The organism is Burkholderia sp. KJ006 (assembly GCF_000262695.1).
Taxonomy (GTDB): domain Bacteria; phylum Pseudomonadota; class Gammaproteobacteria; order Burkholderiales; family Burkholderiaceae; genus Burkholderia; species Burkholderia vietnamiensis.
On record NC_017920.1, the window covers coordinates 1,756,183 to 1,774,454 of the forward strand.

At 68.9% G+C, this 18,272-nt stretch carries 17 protein-coding genes; 4 read left to right on the plus strand and 13 right to left on the minus strand.

Annotated features, from left to right (window positions below; translation table 11 throughout):
* Position 1 precedes the first annotated feature (1 nt).
* From MYA_RS07890 to MYA_RS07905, 4 genes are all read right to left on the minus strand, one after another.
* Positions 2–1,006 (minus strand): alpha-ketoacid dehydrogenase subunit beta, encoded by a 1,005-nt coding sequence (locus MYA_RS07890; RefSeq protein ID WP_011884990.1) that lies wholly within the window; start codon positions 1,004–1,006, stop codon positions 2–4.
* 61 nt (positions 1,007–1,067) lie between these two features.
* Complete coding sequence (locus MYA_RS07895) at positions 1,068–2,051, minus strand: thiamine pyrophosphate-dependent dehydrogenase E1 component subunit alpha (RefSeq protein ID WP_014723114.1); 984 nt, start codon at positions 2,049–2,051, stop codon at positions 1,068–1,070.
* A 76-nt stretch (positions 2,052–2,127) separates the two neighbouring features.
* On the minus strand, positions 2,128–2,904 hold the full coding sequence (locus MYA_RS07900) for an SDR family NAD(P)-dependent oxidoreductase (RefSeq protein WP_011884992.1): 777 nt from the start codon (positions 2,902–2,904) through the stop codon (positions 2,128–2,130).
* Between the two features lie 59 nt (positions 2,905–2,963).
* Positions 2,964–4,022, minus strand: a complete 1,059-nt coding sequence (locus MYA_RS07905; protein ID WP_014723115.1) for an ATP-NAD kinase family protein — start codon at positions 4,020–4,022, stop codon at positions 2,964–2,966.
* A 513-nt stretch (positions 4,023–4,535) separates the two neighbouring features.
* On the opposite strand from MYA_RS07905, the gene MYA_RS07910 reads away from it, so the two are divergent.
* Entirely contained in the window at positions 4,536–6,464 is a 1,929-nt protein-coding gene (locus MYA_RS07910; RefSeq protein ID WP_041493962.1) for a sigma-54-dependent Fis family transcriptional regulator, read from the plus strand.
* Between the two features lie 37 nt (positions 6,465–6,501).
* On the opposite strand, the gene MYA_RS07915 is transcribed toward MYA_RS07910, so the two are convergent.
* Positions 6,502–6,936 (minus strand): carboxymuconolactone decarboxylase family protein, encoded by a 435-nt coding sequence (locus MYA_RS07915; RefSeq protein ID WP_011884995.1) that lies wholly within the window; start codon positions 6,934–6,936, stop codon positions 6,502–6,504.
* Positions 6,920–7,381, minus strand: coding sequence for a MerR family transcriptional regulator (locus tag MYA_RS07920; RefSeq protein ID WP_011884996.1), 462 nt, complete (start codon positions 7,379–7,381; stop codon positions 6,920–6,922). Before MYA_RS07920 ends, MYA_RS07915 begins: the two co-directional genes overlap by 17 nt.
* 323 nt (positions 7,382–7,704) lie before the next feature.
* Between MYA_RS07920 and MYA_RS07925 the strand changes: the two genes are divergently transcribed.
* A complete protein-coding gene (locus tag MYA_RS07925; RefSeq protein ID WP_014723118.1) occupies positions 7,705–8,313 on the plus strand; it encodes a ComEA family DNA-binding protein in 609 nt (202 codons plus the stop codon).
* Between the two features lie 75 nt (positions 8,314–8,388).
* Entirely contained in the window at positions 8,389–8,820 is a 432-nt protein-coding gene (locus MYA_RS07930) for a YidB family protein (RefSeq protein ID WP_011884998.1), read from the plus strand.
* A gap of 127 nt (positions 8,821–8,947) precedes the next feature.
* Here the strand turns inward: MYA_RS07930 and clpB are convergent, their stop codons facing one another.
* Together clpB and MYA_RS07940 are read right to left on the minus strand one after the other, a co-directional pair.
* Positions 8,948–11,545, minus strand: a complete 2,598-nt coding sequence (gene clpB, locus MYA_RS07935; protein WP_014723119.1) for an ATP-dependent chaperone ClpB — start codon at positions 11,543–11,545, stop codon at positions 8,948–8,950.
* Positions 11,546–11,699: 154 nt separating this feature from the next.
* On the minus strand, positions 11,700–12,215 hold the full coding sequence (locus MYA_RS07940) for an Rrf2 family transcriptional regulator (protein ID WP_014723120.1): 516 nt from the start codon (positions 12,213–12,215) through the stop codon (positions 11,700–11,702).
* 252 nt (positions 12,216–12,467) lie between these two features.
* On the opposite strand from MYA_RS07940, the gene MYA_RS07945 reads away from it, so the two are divergent.
* Positions 12,468–13,040: a group III truncated hemoglobin gene (locus MYA_RS07945; RefSeq protein ID WP_014723121.1), complete on the plus strand. Its 573-nt coding sequence runs from the start codon at positions 12,468–12,470 to the stop codon at positions 13,038–13,040.
* A gap of 59 nt (positions 13,041–13,099) precedes the next feature.
* Here the strand turns inward: MYA_RS07945 and MYA_RS07950 are convergent, their stop codons facing one another.
* From MYA_RS07950 to MYA_RS07970, 5 genes are all read right to left on the minus strand, one after another.
* A complete protein-coding gene (locus MYA_RS07950) occupies positions 13,100–13,576 on the minus strand; it encodes a molybdenum cofactor biosynthesis protein MoaE (RefSeq protein ID WP_011885002.1) in 477 nt (158 codons plus the stop codon).
* Between the two features lie 58 nt (positions 13,577–13,634).
* The gene (gene moaD / locus MYA_RS07955; RefSeq protein WP_011885003.1) at positions 13,635–13,892 is read right to left on the minus strand and encodes a molybdopterin converting factor subunit 1; all 258 of its coding nucleotides are present in this window, start codon (positions 13,890–13,892) and stop codon (positions 13,635–13,637) included.
* A gap of 18 nt (positions 13,893–13,910) precedes the next feature.
* On the minus strand, positions 13,911–15,158 hold the full coding sequence (locus tag MYA_RS07960) for a molybdopterin molybdotransferase MoeA (RefSeq protein ID WP_041493838.1): 1,248 nt from the start codon (positions 15,156–15,158) through the stop codon (positions 13,911–13,913).
* A 282-nt stretch (positions 15,159–15,440) separates the two neighbouring features.
* Entirely contained in the window at positions 15,441–16,892 is a 1,452-nt protein-coding gene (thrC, locus tag MYA_RS07965) for a threonine synthase (RefSeq protein ID WP_014723123.1), read from the minus strand.
* 14 nt (positions 16,893–16,906) lie between these two features.
* Positions 16,907–18,235 carry a homoserine dehydrogenase gene (locus tag MYA_RS07970; protein WP_011885006.1) on the minus strand — a complete coding sequence of 443 codons (1,329 nt, stop codon included), beginning with the start codon at positions 18,233–18,235 and terminating at the stop codon, positions 16,907–16,909.
* Positions 18,236–18,272 lie beyond the last annotated feature (37 nt).

Sequence of the window (18,272 nt, forward strand, 5' to 3'; positions counted from 1 at the left end):
GTCAGCTCCTCGTCTTCAGTACCGCCTGCGCGATCGCATCGGCGGACGGGATGTACAAGTCTTCCAGCACACCGGCGAACGGCGTGGGCGTGTGCGGCGCGGTCACCAGCTCGATCGGCGCCTGCAGCGAGCGGAACGCGCGCTGCGCGACGAGCGCCGCGATGTCGGTGGCGATCGAGCAGCGCGGGTTCGCCTCGTCGACGACCACCACGCGCCCGGTGCGCTCCGCGCTCTCGAGGATCGTTTCCTCGTCGAGCGGCGACGTCGTGCGCAGGTCGATCACGTCGACGTGAATGCCGTCCTTCGCGAGCTTCGCGGCCGCGTCGGTGGCGAGATGGACCATGCGGCCGTAGGTGACGATCGTCGCGTCGTCGCCTTCGCGCACGACGTTGGCCTCGCCGAACGGGATCGCATACGATTCCTCGGGCACCTCGCCTTCACGCGTGTAGAGCAGCTTGTGCTCGAGGAAGATCACCGGGTCGTTGTCGCGGATCGACTGGATCAGCAGGCCCTTCGCGTCGTACGGCGTCGACGGGCACACCACCTTCAGCCCCGGGATATGCGTGAACAGCGACGTGAGCATCTGCGAATGCTGCGCCGCCGCCCGCAGGCCGGCGCCGTACATCGCGCGGATCACCACCGGCGTGACGGCCTTGCCGCCGAACATGTAGCGGAATTTGGCGGCCTGATTGAAGATCTGGTCGAAGCACACGCCCATGAAGTCGATGAACATCAGCTCCGCGACGGGCCGCATCCCGCACGCGGCCGCGCCGACCGCCGCGCCGATGTAGCCGCCTTCCGACAGCGGCGTATCGAGCACGCGGCCCGGAAACTTGTGGAACAGCCCCTTCGTCACGCCGAGCACGCCGCCCCACGCGTCGTCCTCGCCGGGCGCGCCCGCGCCGCCTGCATTGTCCTCGCCCATCACGATCACGCTGTCGTCGCGCGCCATTTCCTGCGCGAGCGCCTCGTTGATCGCCTGCGAATAAGTGATCTTCCTTGCCATGTCTGTCTCCTGGAATATTCGGTTCGCCGTGTCGGCCGGCAGTTGCTCGGTCAGGCCGCGCTCACGGATACGACACGTACACGTCGGCGAGCAGGTCCGCCGCATCGGGCAGCGGCGCGGCCTTCGCCTGCGCGACCGCGTCGTCGATCAGCGCCTTCACCTGCGCATCGACCGCGCGCAGTTCGTCGGTGGTCAGCACTTCGGCGCGCACCACGCGCGTTTCGAAGTGCTTCAGGCAGTCCTTCTCGTCGCGCAGCTTCTGCACTTCTCCCGGCGCGCGGTAAGTCTGCGCGTCGCCCTCGAAGTGGCCGAAGTAGCGCGTGAACTTCACCTCGACGAGCGTCGGGCCGCCGCCGTTGCGCGCGCGTGCGACCGCTTCGCCGAGCGCCTCGTGCACCGCGAAGAAGTCGAAGCCGTCGACGATCACGCCCGGCATCCCGAAGCCGTTCGCGCGGTCGGCGATGTTGTCGGTCGCGACCGACCAGCTCGCCGATGTCGCTTCCGCATAGCCGTTGTTCTCGGCGACGAAGATCGCCGGCAGCCGCCACACCGATGCGAGGTTCATCGATTCGAAGATCACGCCCTGGTTCGATGCGCCGTCGCCGAAGAAGCACACGCCGACGCCGCCGGTCTTCTTGTGCTTCGCCGCGAGCGCCGCGCCGCAGACGAGCGGGCCGCCCGCGCCGACGATCCCGTTGGCGCCGAGCATCCCCATCGCGAGGTCGGCGATGTGCATCGAGCCGCCCTTGCCGTGACAGACGCCCGTCTTCTTGCCGTAGATCTCGGCCATCATCCCGTGCACGTCGACGCCTTTGGCGATGCAGTGGCCGTGGCCGCGGTGCGTGGTGGCGACGTAGTCCTCGAGGCCGAGGTGCAGCATCGTGCCGACCGCGGACGCCTCCTCGCCCGCATACAGGTGAACGAAGCCGGGGATTTCGCCGGTCGCGAACTCGACGTGCAGGCGCTCCTCGAATTCGCGGATGGTGCGCATCAGCCGGTAGGCGTCCAGCAGCGTGTCCCTGCTGAGCTGGGTCGAAACGGTCATGTGTGTCTCCTGAGTAGGTCTGACTGCGAATGCCGCCGCGGCCGCGCCGCGGCGACGGATTGCTCGGCATGCATGGTCAATGGAACGTGAAGCCGCCGTCGACGTTCACGGCCTGGCCGGTCACGTTGTCCATCGTCGCGAAGAACAGCGCGAGGCGGCCCATGTCTTCGGGCGTCTGCGCGCGGCCCTGCGGGATCAGCGTGAGCTGATGCCGCTGCCACGATTGCTCGACCGATTCGCCATCGGTCTTCCATTCGTCGGACAGCCGGTCCCACATGTAGGTGCGCACGATGCCCGGACAGATCGCGTTGACGGTCACGCCGTCGCGCGCGAGTTCCTTCGCCAGCGCGTTGGTGAAACCGACCACCGCGAACTTCGATGCGCTGTAGTGGGCGAGATTCGGGAAGCCCTCCTTGCCGGCGATCGATGCGACGTTGATGATCCGGCCATGCCCCTGCGCCTTCAGATGCGGAAGCGCCGCGCGGCAGCCGAGGAACGTGCCCTTCGCGTTCACGTCCATCACGAAATCCCAGTCGCGCTCGCTCAGCGCCTCGACCGGATGAATGCTGATCACGCCCGCGCAATTCACCATGATGTCGAGCCCGCCCAGCTCGGCGAGCGCCTGCGCGACCATCGCGTCGACCTGCGCGGCCTGCGTGACGTCGACTTTCGCGAGCACCGCCCGGCGGCCGAGCGCGCGCACTTCGCGCGCGGTCGAGTCGAGCGCGTCGTCGAGCAGATCGGCCAGCAGGATGTCGGCGCCCGCCGCCGCGAGCGTCAGCGCGATGCCGCGGCCGATGCCGCGCGCACCGCCGGTCACGATCGCGACCTGGCCTTCCAGAGGGGTTGTCATGGCGATGTCTCCGTGTTCGTCGTTATGGATATCGAAATGGCTTGCCGGTACACGCACCTTCAATCGCGCCACGCGCCGGCTTCGCGCAGCACCTGTCGTGACGACGCGTAGCGCAGCGTGCGGCCGACGTCGACGGTCAGCGGCCCGTGCCAGTCGAGCGCGATCTCGTAGCGCTCGCCGCGCGCGACCTCGATCTCGCGCTCGCCGTCGAATGCGAGCGTGCCGCGCTCGAACGGGATGGTCTGCCATGCACCGGGCTCCAGCCGCTCGCAGCTGCGCATCACGACGCGATCGACGCGCCCCGGTGCGATCGGCGCGACGAGCGGCGTGCCGTCCGTCCGCCCGTCGACGGCAAAGCGCATCGCGAGCCCGTGCGGCGCGCTGCGCTCGAGCGGCGCCCATGCGCCGCCGAGCGCGGACAGGCCGATGCCGTCCGGCTCCGCGAAGGTCAGGTAGAGCGTCTCAATGTCGGCGGGGCCGGTGACCGCGCGCGCGCCGATGAAGCGCTGCCGCGCCGCGCACACGTCGACCAGCGCGATCTCCTCGCGCCCCGCGTTGGCCCCGGCGATGCAGCGCACGACGAGCCGCTTGTTGCGCACGAACGCGATCTCGGCCGGCACCGCGCCGGTCGCGGCGAGCCCGGCCGCGACGCCCGCGACGGTTGCCTCGCGGTGTTCGGGAAAGGCGTTGTTGGTGCCGGTGGACAGCGCGACGAGCGGCGTCGCGCCGCAGTGCGCGGCAACCGCGCGATGGGTGCCGTCGCCGCCGAGCACGACGATCAGCGACACTTCCATCCGGTGCATGTAGGCGGCGCCCGCCTGCGTGTCGGCGACGCTGTCGGTGATCGGCAGATCGACGAATTCGACCTCGGGCCAGCGCTCGTGCAGCGCGACCGCGCGGTGCGTATCGAGCGCACGCATCAGCAGCGTCGCGATGCCCGTCTTGTCGCGCAAGGTCAGCACGCGCTCGACGCCCATCGCGCCGAGGCCGGCGAGCAGGCGCACGACCATGTTGGCCTTCTCCGCGGTCGGGAACACGGATGCATGCGTCGTCAGACGGCGAATGTCGCGCCCCGATGCGGGGTTCGCGATCACGCCGACGGTCACGGGCGTCGTCACGGGCTTGTCTCCATCCATTGGGCCGGCGCTCGCGCAGCGGCCCTGCATGTCTCGTCCGCCGTCATCGAGGGCAGCGGATCGTCGTCGCCGACGCCAACGCGCCGGGCTTGCCGATCACATCTGCAAGCGGCGTGCCATCGTGCGCACCACGACCGCGAAACCCGCGCGGATACAGGCTCGGCACCGCTGCCGGGCGGTGACGCAGGCCGGCGCGACGGCTCGCCGCCGCACGAAACGCCCCGTGCGTCTCACGCGGCCGAGTCGCACGGGTGGCTGCCGCGGCGACGTCGCCCATCGCGCGGTTCGGCCGCCGAGCCATGCGTGTCGCGGCACGGCGCGCGCCGGCCGAACGTCGCGGCCGGCCCGCCCGCGCGTCTCAACGGCGCGAGACGGCCGAGATCGCGCTGAGACGAACGTCTCACGCGTGCCGCGTGCTGCGATGCAATGTGATCCGCGCAAGCGGATGTGCTACAAGAAGGTCGAATTCCCTGCCGTATGGAACCGGAGCCGACCATGCCCTATGCCGTCCCCCAGGCCCAGCACGCCGATCGCGTCCTTGGCGCGCTCGCCGGACGCCTGCCCGCGCCGGCCGAGTCCGCGCGTCTGGTGTCGTCGTGGCAGCGCTCGCTCGAGCGCTACGCGCTCGATCCTGCGTCGTCGATCGGCCCGCGCGTGCTCACCGCGGCCGAACTGCGCGAGGTGCGCGACAAGGAAGAGGCGTTCCTGCGCGCGTCGGGCCAGTGCCTCACGCGCCTGCACGACATGATTCGCGTTGCAGACTATTGCGTGATGCTGACGGACGCGCACGGCGTGACGATCGACTACCGGATCGAGCGCGACCGCCGCAACGATTTTCGTCATGCGGGGCTGCACATCGGCACCTGCTGGTCGGAAAGCGAGGAAGGCACCTGCGGCGTCGCGAGCGTGCTGACCGATCTCGCGCCGATCACCGTGCACAAGACCGACCACTTCCGCGCCGCGTTCACCACGCTGACCTGCAGCGCCGCGCCGATCTTCTCGCCGGGCGGCGAGCTGATCGGCGTGCTCGACGCATCGGCCGTGCAGTCGCCGGACAGCCGCGACAGCCAGCGCCTCGTGTACCAGCTCGTGCGGCAGAGCGCGGCGCTGATCGAGGACGGCTACTTCGTGCACAGCACCGCGCAGCACTGGATTCTGTTCGGTCATCCGAACCGTCATTACGTCGAGGCGCAACCCGAATGGCTGATCGCGTTCGACGAATGCGGCAACATCGTCGCCGCGAACCGGCACGCGCGCGACGCGCTGCCGGCGCTGAACGAGCCGCGCCATATCGACGAGATCTTCGATGCGACCGAGATGCCGCTGCGCGACGCCGCGCGCCTCGATGCGATCGTCGCGCTGCGGCTGCGCGCCACCGGCGCGCCGCTCTATGCACGGCTGCGGGCGCCGCTGCGGCGCGCGAACCGCGAGACCGACAAGACGGCGCGCCGCCCGGGCGCCGAGCAGCGTCACGTCGGCGCGCTCACGCCGTTCCTGAACAGCAGCGACGCGCGCGTCGCGCAGCAGGCCGAACTCGCGCTGCGCGTGGCGAGCAAGCGGCTGCCGATCCTCGTGCTCGGCGAGACGGGCGCGGGCAAGGAAGTGTTTGCGCGCGCAGTGCATGACGCCGGCGCGCGGCGCGCGCGGCCGTTCGTGGCGGTCAACTGCGGCGCGCTGCCGGAGGCGCTGATCGAGAGCGAACTGTTCGGCTATGCAGCCGGCGCGTTCACCGGCGCGCGCAAGCACGGCGCGCGCGGCAAGATCGCGCTCGCCGACGGCGGCACGCTGTTCCTCGACGAAATCGGCGACATGCCGCTCGCGTTGCAGACGCGCCTGCTGCGCGTGCTCGCGGACGGCGAGGTCGTGCCGCTCGGCAGCGACACGCCGGTGCGCGTCGATCTCGACGTGATCTGCGCGACGCACCGCGATCTCGCCCGCATGGTCGCCGACGGCACGTTCCGCGAGGATCTGTACTACCGGCTGAGCGGCGCGACGTTCGCGCTGCCGCCGCTGCGCGAGCGCGCGGACGTGCGCGACGTGATCGCCGCGGTGTTCGCCGAGGAGGCGCAGGCCACCGGCCACGTGCTGACGCTCGACGCGACGCTCGCCGAAGAGCTCGCCGCCTACCCGTGGCCCGGCAACGTGCGCCAGCTGCGCAACGTGCTGCGCTACGCGTGCGCGGTATGCGACGGCGCGCGCGTGACGCGGCGCGACTTGCCGGCCGACCTCGCCGCGCAGCTCGGTGCCCGGCTCGGCGCGCACGGCGCGGGCGAGCCGCCGGACGACGAGCGCGGCCGCATCGTCGCGGCGCTCACCGCCCATCGCTGGCGGCCCGACGCCGCCGCGCGCGCGCTCGGCATCTCGCGCGCGACGCTGTACCGGCGCATCGCCAAGCACCGGATCGTCGCGCCGCACCGGATCTGATCCGTCGGCGCGTCCGCCCGCCGACGCGCGCTTCGCTTCACCCGCAGTGCGCCACGGCCGCTTCCGTGCGGGCGTCGGCGCCGGCCGCGTCGACGCGCCGCGTGAACACCTCGTGCGCGGCGAACAGTGCGTTCAATGCTGCCGGAAAGCCCGCATAGACGGCCATCTGCATGAACACCTCGACGATCTCGTCGCGCGTGCAGCCGACGTTCAGCGCGGCCTCGATGTGCACCTTCAATTGCGGCTGCGCATTGCCGAGCGCGGCCAGCGCGGCGATCGTCGCGATCTCGCGCGCCTTCAGGTCGAGTTGCGGCCGGCTGTAGATGTCGCCGAAGCCGAATTCGACCAACAGCCGTCCGAAGTCCGGTGCGATCGGCGCGAGCGCCGCGATGACGCGCTCGCCCACTTCGCCGTCGATTTCCTTCAGCTTGTTCCAGCCGCGCGCAAAGCGATCGTCAACGAGTCGTTCCATGGTGTCCGTCCTGTTCCGAGGGTAAGTGAGTAGGATTTGCCCGTCGTTCCGTCTCGCGCTCCTGCTGCTCGTAGTACGCGATCTTGTCGCCGATCGCGTCGAGGCTCGCCTGCAACTCGGCGATGTGCGCGCGCACCGCATCGCGATGCGCACTGAGCAAGCGCCGCCGCGCGCCGAAGGTCGACTCGCCTTCGGCCCGCAGCGCCGCGAACTGCTGCATCTGCGCGATCGGCATGCCGGTCGCCTTCAGGCGCATCACGAACGCGAGCCAGTCCAGGTCGGCCGGTGCATAGAGCCGGTGCCCGGCGGCCGTGCGCGAAATCGCGCGCAACAGCCCGGCCTGCTCGTAATAGCGCAGCGTATGCGTCGACACGCCGGTCAGTTCGGCGACTTGCCCGATCGTCAGCGGGCCGGCGGCGGTGGATCTGGAAACGGTTTTCGACATGGCAGGAACAAGGTTAGGAGTTAGAGTTCACTCTAAGTCAAGCGCGATCGAACGGCCAGGCCCGATCGTCGTCACGCGCTGCCTCACACACCCGCCCACACCCGCCCACACCCTCGCACACCCTCGCACACCGTCAAGAATGGTCAAAAGCACGGTGCCGCGCGGCTTTGCGTCTTTACACCGGCGCAAGCCTTCAGCAAGATGCGGGAAGCCTGTCTCAAAAAGGGCACGCATTTGACCTATGCTTAACGGCGGCACGCGGCGGGTGTCGCGTCGCCGTCGATTGCTACCGCCATCCATCCGTCCGAATCAGGGAGCCTGCCATGCTGAAGAAGCTGCTGATGCTGTTCGTCGCGCTGTCGTTGTCGCTTGCCGCCGGTCTGGCCGCTGCCGTCGAGGTCAACACCGCCGACCAGGCGGCGCTCGAAGCGGTGAAGGGCCTCGGGCCCGTGAAGTCGAAGGCGATCATCGACGAACGCACGAAGAACGGCCCGTTCAAGGATGCGGACGATCTCGCGAACCGCGTGAAGGGGCTCGGCACGAAATCGGTCGGCCATCTCGAGGAGAACGGTCTGACGATCGGCGGCTCGTCGACGCCGCCGAAGGGCGTGAAGCTGTCGAAGCCGGCCGCGACGCCGTCGGCGGCTCCGGCTCCGGCTCCGGCCCCGTCGGCCACGACGTCGCCGAGCGCGACCACCGGCACGCCGGCGACCGCAACCGCGCCCGCCGCGAGCGCGTCCGACGCGGCGGCCAAGCCGGCGAAGAGCAAGCGTGCGTCGAAGAAGGACAAGGCGGCAGCAGCAGCCGCGGCGTCGGCCGATGCAGGCGCGAGCGCCCCGGCCGCAGCGTCGTCCGCGAAAGCGACCAAGGGTTCGAAGAAGAAGAGCAAGAAGGACAAGGCCGCCTCCGCCGCCGCGGCGTCGGGCGCCTGACATACGCCGCGTGCGCGCGGCATTCGTTCAACGGGCGCCGTCGTACGGCGCCCTTTTCAGTGAAGGTGAAGAATCATGGGTCTCCTCGACATCGTCGGCGGTCTGATCGGCGGCCAGGCCGGCGGCAACTCGCAAAGCGCGCTCATCGCGACCGCGCTCGAATTCATCAACAACCAGCCGGGCGGCCTGAACGGGCTGATCGAGAAGTTCAAGGCCGGCGGCGCGGGCGAAGTGATCGGCTCGTGGGTCGGCACCGGCGAAAACCAGCCGATCTCGGCCGACACGCTGCAGAACGTGCTCGGCTCCGACGTCGTCGGCTCGCTCGCGAGCAAGGTCGGCATCGACCCGTCGCAGGCCTCGTCGATTCTCGCGCAGGTGCTGCCGCACGTGGTCAACGGCGCGACGCCGAACGGCGAAGTGCCGGCCGGCGGCCAGATCGACACGTCGAACGTGCTGGGCACGCTCACGCAGCTCGCCGGCATGTTCGGCGGCAACAAGCAAGGCTGAGCGCGCAGCGCACGGCCCGACGGTCCGGCGGCGGTTGCGCCGGCCCATATGCAAACGCCCCGCACGAAGCGGGGCGTTCGTTTTTGCGCGCCCGGCGCGAGCCGGGCGTGCGGGCGGCCGATGCCGCTCAGTGCACGACGCGATCGAACACGAACTGGCCGTCGCTGACGTCGACCGGGATCACGTCCTTCGGACCGAAGCGGCCCGCGAGGATCAGCTTCGCGACCGGGTTCTCGATCTCCTGCTGGATCGCGCGCTTCAGCGGCCGCGCGCCGAACAGCGGGTCGTAGCCGACCTTGCCGATCTGCTCGAGCGCCGCCGGCGACACGTCGAGCGCCATGTCGAGCTTCGCGAGCCGGTCGTGCAGGCGGGCGAGCTGGATCTTCGCGATCGATTCGATGTTGCTGCGATCGAGCGCATGGAACACGACGACGTCGTCGATCCGGTTCAGGAACTCGGGGCGGAAGTGCTGCTTCACCTCGATCCACACCGCGTCCTTGATCTCTTCCTGCGGCGAGCCGGTCAGCGACTGGATCACCTGCGAGCCGAGGTTCGACGTCATCACGATCACCGTGTTCTTGAAGTCGACCGTGCGGCCCTGCCCGTCGGTCATGCGGCCGTCGTCGAGCACCTGCAGCAGCACGTTGAACACGTCCGGATGCGCCTTCTCGATCTCGTCGAGCAGGATCACGCTGTACGGCTTGCGGCGCACGGCTTCCGTCAGGTAGCCGCCTTCCTCGTAGCCGACATAGCCCGGCGGCGCGCCGATCAGGCGGGCGACGCTGTGCTTCTCCATGAACTCGCTCATGTCGATCCGGATCAGGTGCTCTTCCGAGTCGAACAGGAACGACGCCAGCGCCTTGCACAGCTCGGTCTTGCCCACGCCGGTCGGCCCGAGGAACAGGAACGAGCCGTACGGACGGTTCGGATCGGCGAGCCCCGCGCGCGAGCGGCGGATCGCATCGGCCACCGCGCTGATCGCCTCGTCCTGGCCGACCACGCGCTCGTGCAGCTTTTCCTCGATGTGCAGCAGCTTCTCGCGTTCGCCCTGCATCATCCGCGACACCGGAATCCCGGTGGCACGCGACACGACCTCCGCGATTTCTTCCGCGCCGACCTGCGTGCGCAGCAGACGCGGACGCGTCGGCGCGTGCTGCTCCTGCGCTTCGGCCTGCGTGACCTGCTTCAGTTGCGACTCGAGCTGCGGCAGCCTGCCGTACTGCAGTTCGGCGACCTTCTCCAGCTTGCCTTCACGCTGCAGACGCACGATGTCGGCGCGCACCTTCTCGATCTCTTCCTTGAGCTGCGCGCCGCCCTGCACCGCTGCCTTCTCGGCGGTCCAGATTTCCTCGAGGTCCGCGTATTCGCGACCGAGCCGCTCGATCTCCTCCTCGATCAGCTGCAGGCGCTTTTGCGACGCCTCGTCCTGCTCCTTCTTCACGGCCTCGCGTTCGATCTTCAGCTGGATCAGCCGGCGATCGAGCTTGTCCATCTCTTCGGGCTTCGAATCGATTTCCATCTTGATCTTCGACGCGGCCTCGTCGATCAGGTCGATCGCCTTGTCCGGCAGGAACCGGTCGGTGATGTACCGATGCGACAGCTCGGCCGCCGCGACGATCGCCGGGTCGGTGATGTCGACGCCGTGGTGCAGTTCGTACTTTTCCTGCAGCCCGCGCAGGATCGCGATGGTCGCCTCGACGCTCGGCTCGTCGACCAGCACCTTCTGGAAGCGGCGTTCGAGCGCGGCGTCCTTCTCGATGTACTTGCGGTATTCGTCGAGCGTGGTCGCGCCGATGCAGTGCAGCTCGCCGCGCGACAGCGCCGGCTTCAGCATGTTGCCCGCATCCATCGCGCCTTCGGCCTTGCCCGCGCCGACCATCGTGTGGATCTCGTCGATGAACACGATCGTCTGGCCTTCGTCCTTCGCGATGTCGTTGAGCACGGACTTCAGGCGCTCTTCGAACTCGCCGCGATACTTCGCGCCGGCGAGCAGCGCGGCCATGTCGAGCGACAGCACGCGCTTGCCCTTCAGCGTCTCCGGCACTTCGCCGTTGACGATCCGTTGCGCGAGTCCTTCGACGATCGCGGTCTTGCCGACGCCCGGCTCGCCGATCAGCACCGGGTTGTTCTTGGTGCGGCGCTGCAGGATCTGGATCGAGCGGCGGATTTCGTCGTCGCGGCCGATCACCGGATCGAGCTTGCCGGCACGCGCGCGCTCGGTCAGGTCGACCGTGTATTTCTTCAGCGCCTCGCGCTGGCTTTCCGCGTCCTGGCTGTGCACCTGCGAGCCGCCGCGCACCGCGGCGATCGCGGCTTCGAGCGCCTTGCGCGTGAGGCCGTGCTTGCGCGCGAGCTTGCCGGCTTCGCCCTTGTCGTCGGAGACGGCGAGCAGGAACATCTCGCTCGCGATGAACGTGTCGTTCAGCTTCTGCGCTTCCTTGTCGGCCTGGTTCAGCAGCCCGGCCAGTTCACGGCCGATCTGGATGTCGCCGCCGGTGCCCGTCACCTGCGGCAGGCGCGCGATCGCTTCATTGAGCGCGCCTTGCAGCGCCTGCACGTGTACGCCCGCCCGCGACATCAGCGAACGCGCCGAGCCGTCCTGCTGCGCGACCAGCGCCGCCAGCACGTGCACGGGTTCGATGTATTGATTGTCGCGGCCGGCGGCGAGGCTCTGGGCGTCCGCGAGCGCTTCCTGGAACTTGGTGGTTAGCTTGTCGATTCTCATTTGGGTGAAGCCTCCAATTTTCGATTAACACCAAGATGAGGATCGTTATACGGGTTTCAAGCGAAAATCCGGTTGATTCAACTCAACAGTTGCCGGGCGGCGGGAGGCGGCCCGCACGGGCACCGCGGGCGCCTGGCGGCAGGCGCGGCAGACCTCAATCGGCCTTGGTCGGCAAAGCGGCGTCCGGTGCGGCGTCCGGCGATGCATCGCCACGCGCGGGCGCGGCCGGGCGAATCCCGAGCAGTGCGACGAGCGGCGACGCGGGCACGGACAGTTCGCCGATCGTATGGCGGTCGAGCTCGGCGAAGAACGCGTCGCGCGCCGCCGCCAGCACGCCCTTGAGCTGACACTGCGGCTGAATCACGCAGCCGCGCGACTCGCCGCCGTCCGGCGAAAAGCAGCCGACCAGCGCGAAATCGTTCTCGGTGGCGCGCACGACCTGGCCGATCGTCAGCTTCAGCGACGCGGGAAACAGCCGCAAGCCGCCGTTGCGCCCGCGCACGGTATCGACCCAGCCGAGCTCGCCGAGCTGCTGGACGACCTTCATCAAATGATTCTTCGAGACGCCGTAGGCATCCGAAATCTCCTGGATCGTCGCGAGCCCGTCGCCGCGCACGGCAAGGTACAGCATCACGCGCAGCGCGTAGTCGGTGTAGTCGGTGAGTCTCATGAGCGGTACGCAAAAATGTCGATCGGGCCCGATTATGCACGCTGCATCAATCGGAACGCTCGCCGGGCGGCGGGCGCGATCGCGCGACGCGATACGGTTGCCGGAATGGCCGGCGCGCAATAAGATGCATTACATCTGCGCATTTTTACGGCCTTGGTCGACGCTATTTTGCGTCAAAATCGTGCGCGCGTCCTGCGCCTGAAGCGCGCAGCCGCACCGCCAACGCCCCGACTTTCCCGGCCCTTTTTCGTCATGACCTCCCTGCCCGCCTCGTCCGACACCGCGCCGGCCCGCATCCGCGACGCCGAACCGACCGAAGCCAACATCCGCGACCTCGTGTACGCGTTCTACGATCGCGTGCGCGCCGATCCGCTGCTCGGGCCGGTGTTCGATGCAAAGCTGGACGGGCGCTGGGACACGCATCTGCCGAAAATGGTCAGCTTCTGGTCGAGCCTCGTGCTCGGCACCAGGGGCTATCGCGGCAACGTGCAGCAAGCGCATCAGCCGCTCGACGGGATCGAGCCCGCGCACTTCAGCCGCTGGCTGTCGCTGTTCCTGAAGACGGTCGAAGCGCGCTACACGCCGGCGGCGGCCGTGCGCTTCATGGAGCCGGCGCTCAGAATCGCGCAGAGCCTGCAGCTGAGCCGCTTCGGGTGGGATTATCGGATTCCGGCCGAGCAGCAGGCGCTGCTCGATGCGATCGCGCCGCGCCGCCGCGACGCGGACGACGATGGGCACGCGCTGCCGTCGCGCGCGCGCGGCGAGCCGTTCCCGGCGAAGATCATCGGGCGCGGCAGCGAGCCCGAAGCCGGCCCCGACGCCTGATGCCCGCCATGCCCATGCGCGCGCCTGCGGCGGATCGTCGCGGGGCTCGTACGCACCGCTCAGCGCGGCCGGTTGCCCGACTCGATTCCCCAGCGCGCGAGCGCCGCGTCGTCGGTGCTGCGCGCATCGACCCAGCGCTCGCCGTCCGGCGTCGTTTCCTTCTTCCAGAACGGCGCCTCGGTCTTCAGGTAATCCATCACGAATTCGCACGACGCGAACGCATCGCCGCGATGCGCCGCGACGGTCGCGACCATCACGATCTGGTCGAGCGGCAGCAGCCGGCCGACCCGGTGCACGATCGCGACGTCGATCCCCGGCCAGCGCCGGCCGGCTTCGGCGGCGATCTTCTCGAGCGCCTTCTCGGTCATGCCCGGATAGTGCTCGAGCTCCAGCGCGGCGACCGCATCGCCTTCGTTCAGGTCGCGCACCGTGCCGACGAAGCACGCGACGGCGCCGATCCGCGGATTGCGCGCGCGCAATGCCGCGACCTCGGCATTCAGGTCGAAATCGGCGGTCTGGATTCGTACTGTCGGCATCGTCTGTTCCTGTCGGCCGGCGCGTGCACGGCAGCGCCGACGCCGGTCATGTGCTCGGTCAACCGCCGGTCACCGGCGGGAAAAACGCGACTTCACACCCGTCGGTGAGCCGCGTTTCCGGGTCGGTCATCTCGTGATTGCAGGCCATCCGCAACGCACGCCCTTCGGCGAGCGTCTCGGCCCACGCGCCGCCGCGCAGGCGCAGCCACGCGCGCACGTCGCCGACGGTCGTCACGCCGTCGGGCACGTCGGCCTGCTCGTCGGACACGCCCAGTGCCTCGCGCACGCTTGCAAAGAATTTCAGCTGAATCTTCATAGGTCGGAAAACCGTCGCTTACGACAGCAGTTCGGAAAACGGAATGAAACGCACGGTCTCGCCCGCGCTGATGGCGTGCTGCGGCGGATTGTCGATCAGGCCGTCGCCCCAGACCGTCGAGGTCAGCACCGCCGAGCTCTGGTTCGGGAACAGATCGAGGCCGCCGGCCGCGTTCACGCGCGCACGCAGGAATTCGTTGCGCCGGTCGCCCTTGTGCTGCGAGAAGTCGGCGCGCAACGACAGCGCGCGCGGCGCGACGTCACGTACGCCCGACAGGCGCAGCAGGAACGGCCGGACGAACAGCAGGAACGTGACGAAGCTCGACACGGGGTTGCCCGGCAGCCCGATGAAATGCGCGTCCGCGCATGCGTCGCCGCGGCGCACCGCGCCGAACGCGAGCGGCTTGCCGGGCTTCATCGCGATCTGCCACAGCGCGAGCCGCCCCTCCGCTTCGACGGCGGGCTTCACGTGATCCTCGTCGCCGACCGATACGCCGCCGCTCGTCAGGATCACGTCGTGATCGCGCGCGGCCTCGCGCAGCGTGTCGCGGGTTGCGGCCAGCGAGTCGGGCACGATCCCGTAGTCCGTCACGTGGCAGCCGAGCCGCTCCAGCAGCCCGCGCAGCGTGAAGCGGTTGGAGTTGTAGATCGCGCCGGGCTTCAGCGGCTCGCCGGGTATCGTCAGTTCGTCGCCGGTGAAGAACACCGCGACGCGAATCCGGCGAACCACCGGCAACTGCGCGCAGCCGACCGATGCGGCGAGCCCGAGCGCCTGCGGCGTGAGCCGCGTGCCGGCCGGCAGGATCACCGAGCCCTGGCGGATGTCGGCGCCCTGCGCGGTGATCCATTCGCCGGCCTTCGGCGTGTGCAGGATCTCGACCGCGTCGCCGTCGGCCGACGTCTGCTCCTGCATCACGACGGCATCGGCGCCGGCCGGCACCGTCGCGCCGGTGAAGATGCGCGCGGCCGTGCCGGCCACGAGCGGCGCGGCCGGATGGCCGGCCGGGATCCGCTGCGACACCGGCAAGCGGCGCTCGCCATGCAGCAGATCAGCGACGCGCACCGCATAGCCGTCCATCGCGCTCGTATGCATCGGCGGCACGTCGAGCGGCGAGATCACGTCGGCCGCCAGCACGCGGCCGAGCGCGTCGAGCGTCGCGACGGTTTCGACGCCGGGCAGCGGCTTCGCGGCATCGAGCAGCGCGGCGAGCGCCTCGGCGGTCGACAGCATCGGCGCGCGCGGCGCCGCGGGATTCGGGTTCGACATCGATGGAAGCGGAGATCGTTGGAATTCAATACGCCATTGTAGCGACGCTGCTGCAGCCGCGCGCGGTATGGCCGACATGCGCACACGGCGATTGCCGCGACCGGCAGGCGCGCGCACGCACGGCTTCGCGCCGGCTGACGACGGCAAACGGCAGCCGGCGCCCGCGCCCATCGCGCAAATGCCGCAGCCAAGCAAAACGGCCGGAATCCCGATCCGTACGACGAATCGACATTCCGGCCGTAGTGCGCCGCCGGCCGCCCGCGCGGGCGGCCCGGCGCCGCGTTACGCGTCCGTGTGCGCGGCGATGAAGTCCTTCACCTGCTGCGCGTCGGCCTTCACGACGTCGAAGCGTTGCGGCAGCGCTTCGAGCCCGTCGAACGCGGCCGGCCGTTCGGCCTCGCGCTCGAGCGCTTCGCGGATCGTCTCGCCGAACTTGATCGGCTGCGCCGTCTCGAGCACGACCATCGGCACGCCGGCGTCGAGGTGCTCGCGCGCGACCTTCACGCCGTCGGCCGTATGGGTGTCGATCATCGTGTCGTAACGGGCGAACACGTCGCGGATCGTCGCGATGCGGTCCGCATGGCTGCTGCGGCCGGACACGAAGCCGAACTGCGCGACGCGCGCGAAATCGCCGCTCGCCGCGAGATCGAAGCCGCCCTTCTCGTCGACGTCGCGGAACAGCTGCATCACGCGCGCCGGATCGCGACCGAGCAGGTCGAACACGAAGCGCTCGAAGTTCGACGCCTTCGAGATGTCCATGCTCGGGCTGCTCGTGTGATAGGTGTTCTGCGCGCTGCGCACGCGGTAGACGCCGGTGCGGAAGAACTCGTCGAGCACGTCGTTCTCGTTGGTCGCGACGACCAGCTTCGCGATCGGCAGCCCCATCATGCGCGCGATGTGGCCGGCGCAGACGTTGCCGAAGTTGCCCGACGGCACCGTGAACGAGACGCGCTCGTCGTTGGACCGGGTGGCCGCGAAATAGCCCTTGAAGTAATAGACGACCTGCGCGACGACGCGCGCCCAGTTGATCGAGTTGACCGTGCCGATCTTGTGCCGGGCCTTGAACGCGTGATCGTTCGACACGGCCTTCACGATGTCCTGGCAGTCGTCGAACACGCCCTCGACCGCGAGGTTGAAGATGTTCGGATCCTGCAGGCTGAACATCTGCGCGGTCTGGAACGCGCTCATCTTGCGGTGCGGCGACAGCATGAACACGCGCACGCCGGCCTTGCCGCGCATCGCGTATTCGGCCGCGCTGCCCGTATCGCCCGACGTCGCGCCGAGAATGTTCAGCGCTTCGCCGTGCTTCGCGAGCGTGTACTCGAACAGGTTGCCGAGCAGCTGCATCGCCATGTCCTTGAACGCGAGCGTCGGGCCGTTCGACAGCTCGAGCAGCGACAGCGCCGTGCCCTGCTCGGTGCCGAGCGGCTTCAGCGGCGTGATGTCGCACGCGTTCTCGCCGTGGCGCGTGTTGCTGTAGACGGCGGCCGTGTAGGTGCGGCGCGTGATCGCACGCAGGTCGTCGGCGGGCACGTCGTCGCAGAATTTCGTGAGGATCTCGAACGCGAGATCCGCATACGGCAGCGTGCGCCAGCGCGCGAGCTCGTCTGCCGACACCTGCGGATACTCGCTCGGCAGGTACAGCCCGCCGTCCTTCGCGAGGCCGCCGAGCAGGATGTCGGAAAACGTGTGGCGCTCGCCGATGCCGGCGCCGCGCGTGGAGATGTAGTTCATGTCGTTCCGCGTCCTCAGTTCAGCGCTTCCATGCGCAGCTTCGTCACCTTCGACACCACCGTCGAGAGGCTTTCGATTCGCGCGATCGCCGCGTTCACGTGCTTTTCGCGCGTTTCGTGCGTGATCAGGATGATGTCGGTTTCGCCGTTCGCGTCGTCGACCTGCTCCGATTCCTTCTGCAGCAGCGCGTCGATCGAGATGCCGGCGTCGGCCAGGATGCGCGTGATGTCGGCGAGCACGCCCGTCTCGTCGGCCACGCGCAGGCGCAGGTAGTAGCCGCTCGTCACTTCGTCGATCGGCAGGATCGGCGTGTTCGACAGGCTGTCGGGCTGGAATGCGAGATGCGGCACGCGGTGTTCCGGGTCGGCCGTATGCAGGCGCGTGACGTCGACGAGATCCGCGACGACGGCCGAGGCGGTCGGCTCCGCGCCGGCGCCCTTGCCGTAGTAGAGCGTCGTGCCGACCGCGTCGCCGTGCACGACGACCGCGTTCATCGCGCCTTCGACGTTGGCGAGCAGGCGCTTCTCGGGAATCAGCGTCGGATGCACGCGCAGCTCGATGCCGTCTTCGGCGCGGCGCGCGATGCCGAGCAGCTTGATCCGGTAGCCGAGCTCTTCCGCATAGCGGATGTCGGTCGCGTCGAGCTTGCTGATGCCTTCGACGTAAGCGCGGTCGAACTGGACCGGCACGCCGAACGCGATTGCGCTCATGATGGTCGCCTTGTGCGCGGCGTCGACGCCTTCGATGTCGAAGGTCGGATCGGCTTCCGCGTAGCCGAGCGCCTGCGCGGCCTTCAGCGCGGTCGCGAAATCGAGGCCGCGGTCGCGCATCTCCGACAGGATGTAGTTGGTCGTGCCGTTGATGATGCCGGCGATGTACTGGATGCGGTTGGCGGTCAGGCCTTCGCGCAGCGCCTTGATGATCGGGATGCCGCCCGCGACGGCCGCCTCGAACGCGACCATCACGCCCTTTTCGCGCGCGGCCTCGAAGATCTCGGTGCCGTGCACCGCGAGCAGCGCCTTGTTGGCGGTCACGACGTGCTTGCCGTTGGCGATCGCGCGCAGCACGAGCTCGCGCGCGATGCCGGTGCCGCCGATCATCTCGGCGATGATCGAGATCGACGGATCGTCGACGACCGCGTTGAAGTCGTCGGTGACCTCGACGACGCCGGCGTCAGCGCCGAGCGCGGCCTGCGCCTTGGCGGGGTTGCGCACCGCAATGCGCGCGATCTCGATGCCGCGCCCCGCGCGCCGTTTGATTTCTTCCTGATTGCGGTGCAGCACCGTGAAGGTGCCGCTGCCGACGGTGCCGAAGCCCAACAGGCCAACTTTGATCGGTTCCATGCTGCTTGTGATTCGCTAGTAAGAATGAATGAATGCG

Excerpts from the sequence above, each read along its gene's own strand:
- MYA_RS07890 (WP_011884990.1), bottom strand. The coding sequence starts at position 1,006 with ATGGCAAGGAAGATCACTTATTCGCAGGCGATCAACGAGGCGCTCGCG.
- MYA_RS07895 (WP_014723114.1), bottom strand. The coding sequence starts at position 2,051 with ATGACCGTTTCGACCCAGCTCAGCAGGGACACGCTGCTGGACGCCTAC.
- MYA_RS07900 (WP_011884992.1), bottom strand. The coding sequence starts at position 2,904 with ATGACAACCCCTCTGGAAGGCCAGGTCGCGATCGTGACCGGCGGTGCG.
- MYA_RS07910 (WP_041493962.1), top strand. The coding sequence starts at position 4,536 with ATGCCCTATGCCGTCCCCCAGGCCCAGCACGCCGATCGCGTCCTTGGC.
- MYA_RS07915 (WP_011884995.1), bottom strand. The coding sequence starts at position 6,936 with ATGGAACGACTCGTTGACGATCGCTTTGCGCGCGGCTGGAACAAGCTG.
- MYA_RS07920 (WP_011884996.1), bottom strand. The coding sequence starts at position 7,381 with ATGTCGAAAACCGTTTCCAGATCCACCGCCGCCGGCCCGCTGACGATC.
- MYA_RS07925 (WP_014723118.1), top strand. The coding sequence starts at position 7,705 with ATGCTGAAGAAGCTGCTGATGCTGTTCGTCGCGCTGTCGTTGTCGCTT.
- MYA_RS07930 (WP_011884998.1), top strand. The coding sequence starts at position 8,389 with ATGGGTCTCCTCGACATCGTCGGCGGTCTGATCGGCGGCCAGGCCGGC.
- clpB (WP_014723119.1), bottom strand. The coding sequence starts at position 11,545 with ATGAGAATCGACAAGCTAACCACCAAGTTCCAGGAAGCGCTCGCGGAC.
- MYA_RS07940 (WP_014723120.1), bottom strand. The coding sequence starts at position 12,215 with ATGAGACTCACCGACTACACCGACTACGCGCTGCGCGTGATGCTGTAC.
- MYA_RS07945 (WP_014723121.1), top strand. The coding sequence starts at position 12,468 with ATGACCTCCCTGCCCGCCTCGTCCGACACCGCGCCGGCCCGCATCCGC.
- MYA_RS07950 (WP_011885002.1), bottom strand. The coding sequence starts at position 13,576 with ATGCCGACAGTACGAATCCAGACCGCCGATTTCGACCTGAATGCCGAG.
- moaD (WP_011885003.1), bottom strand. The coding sequence starts at position 13,892 with ATGAAGATTCAGCTGAAATTCTTTGCAAGCGTGCGCGAGGCACTGGGC.
- MYA_RS07960 (WP_041493838.1), bottom strand. The coding sequence starts at position 15,158 with ATGTCGAACCCGAATCCCGCGGCGCCGCGCGCGCCGATGCTGTCGACC.
- thrC (WP_014723123.1), bottom strand. The coding sequence starts at position 16,892 with ATGAACTACATCTCCACGCGCGGCGCCGGCATCGGCGAGCGCCACACG.
- MYA_RS07970 (WP_011885006.1), bottom strand. The coding sequence starts at position 18,235 with ATGGAACCGATCAAAGTTGGCCTGTTGGGCTTCGGCACCGTCGGCAGC.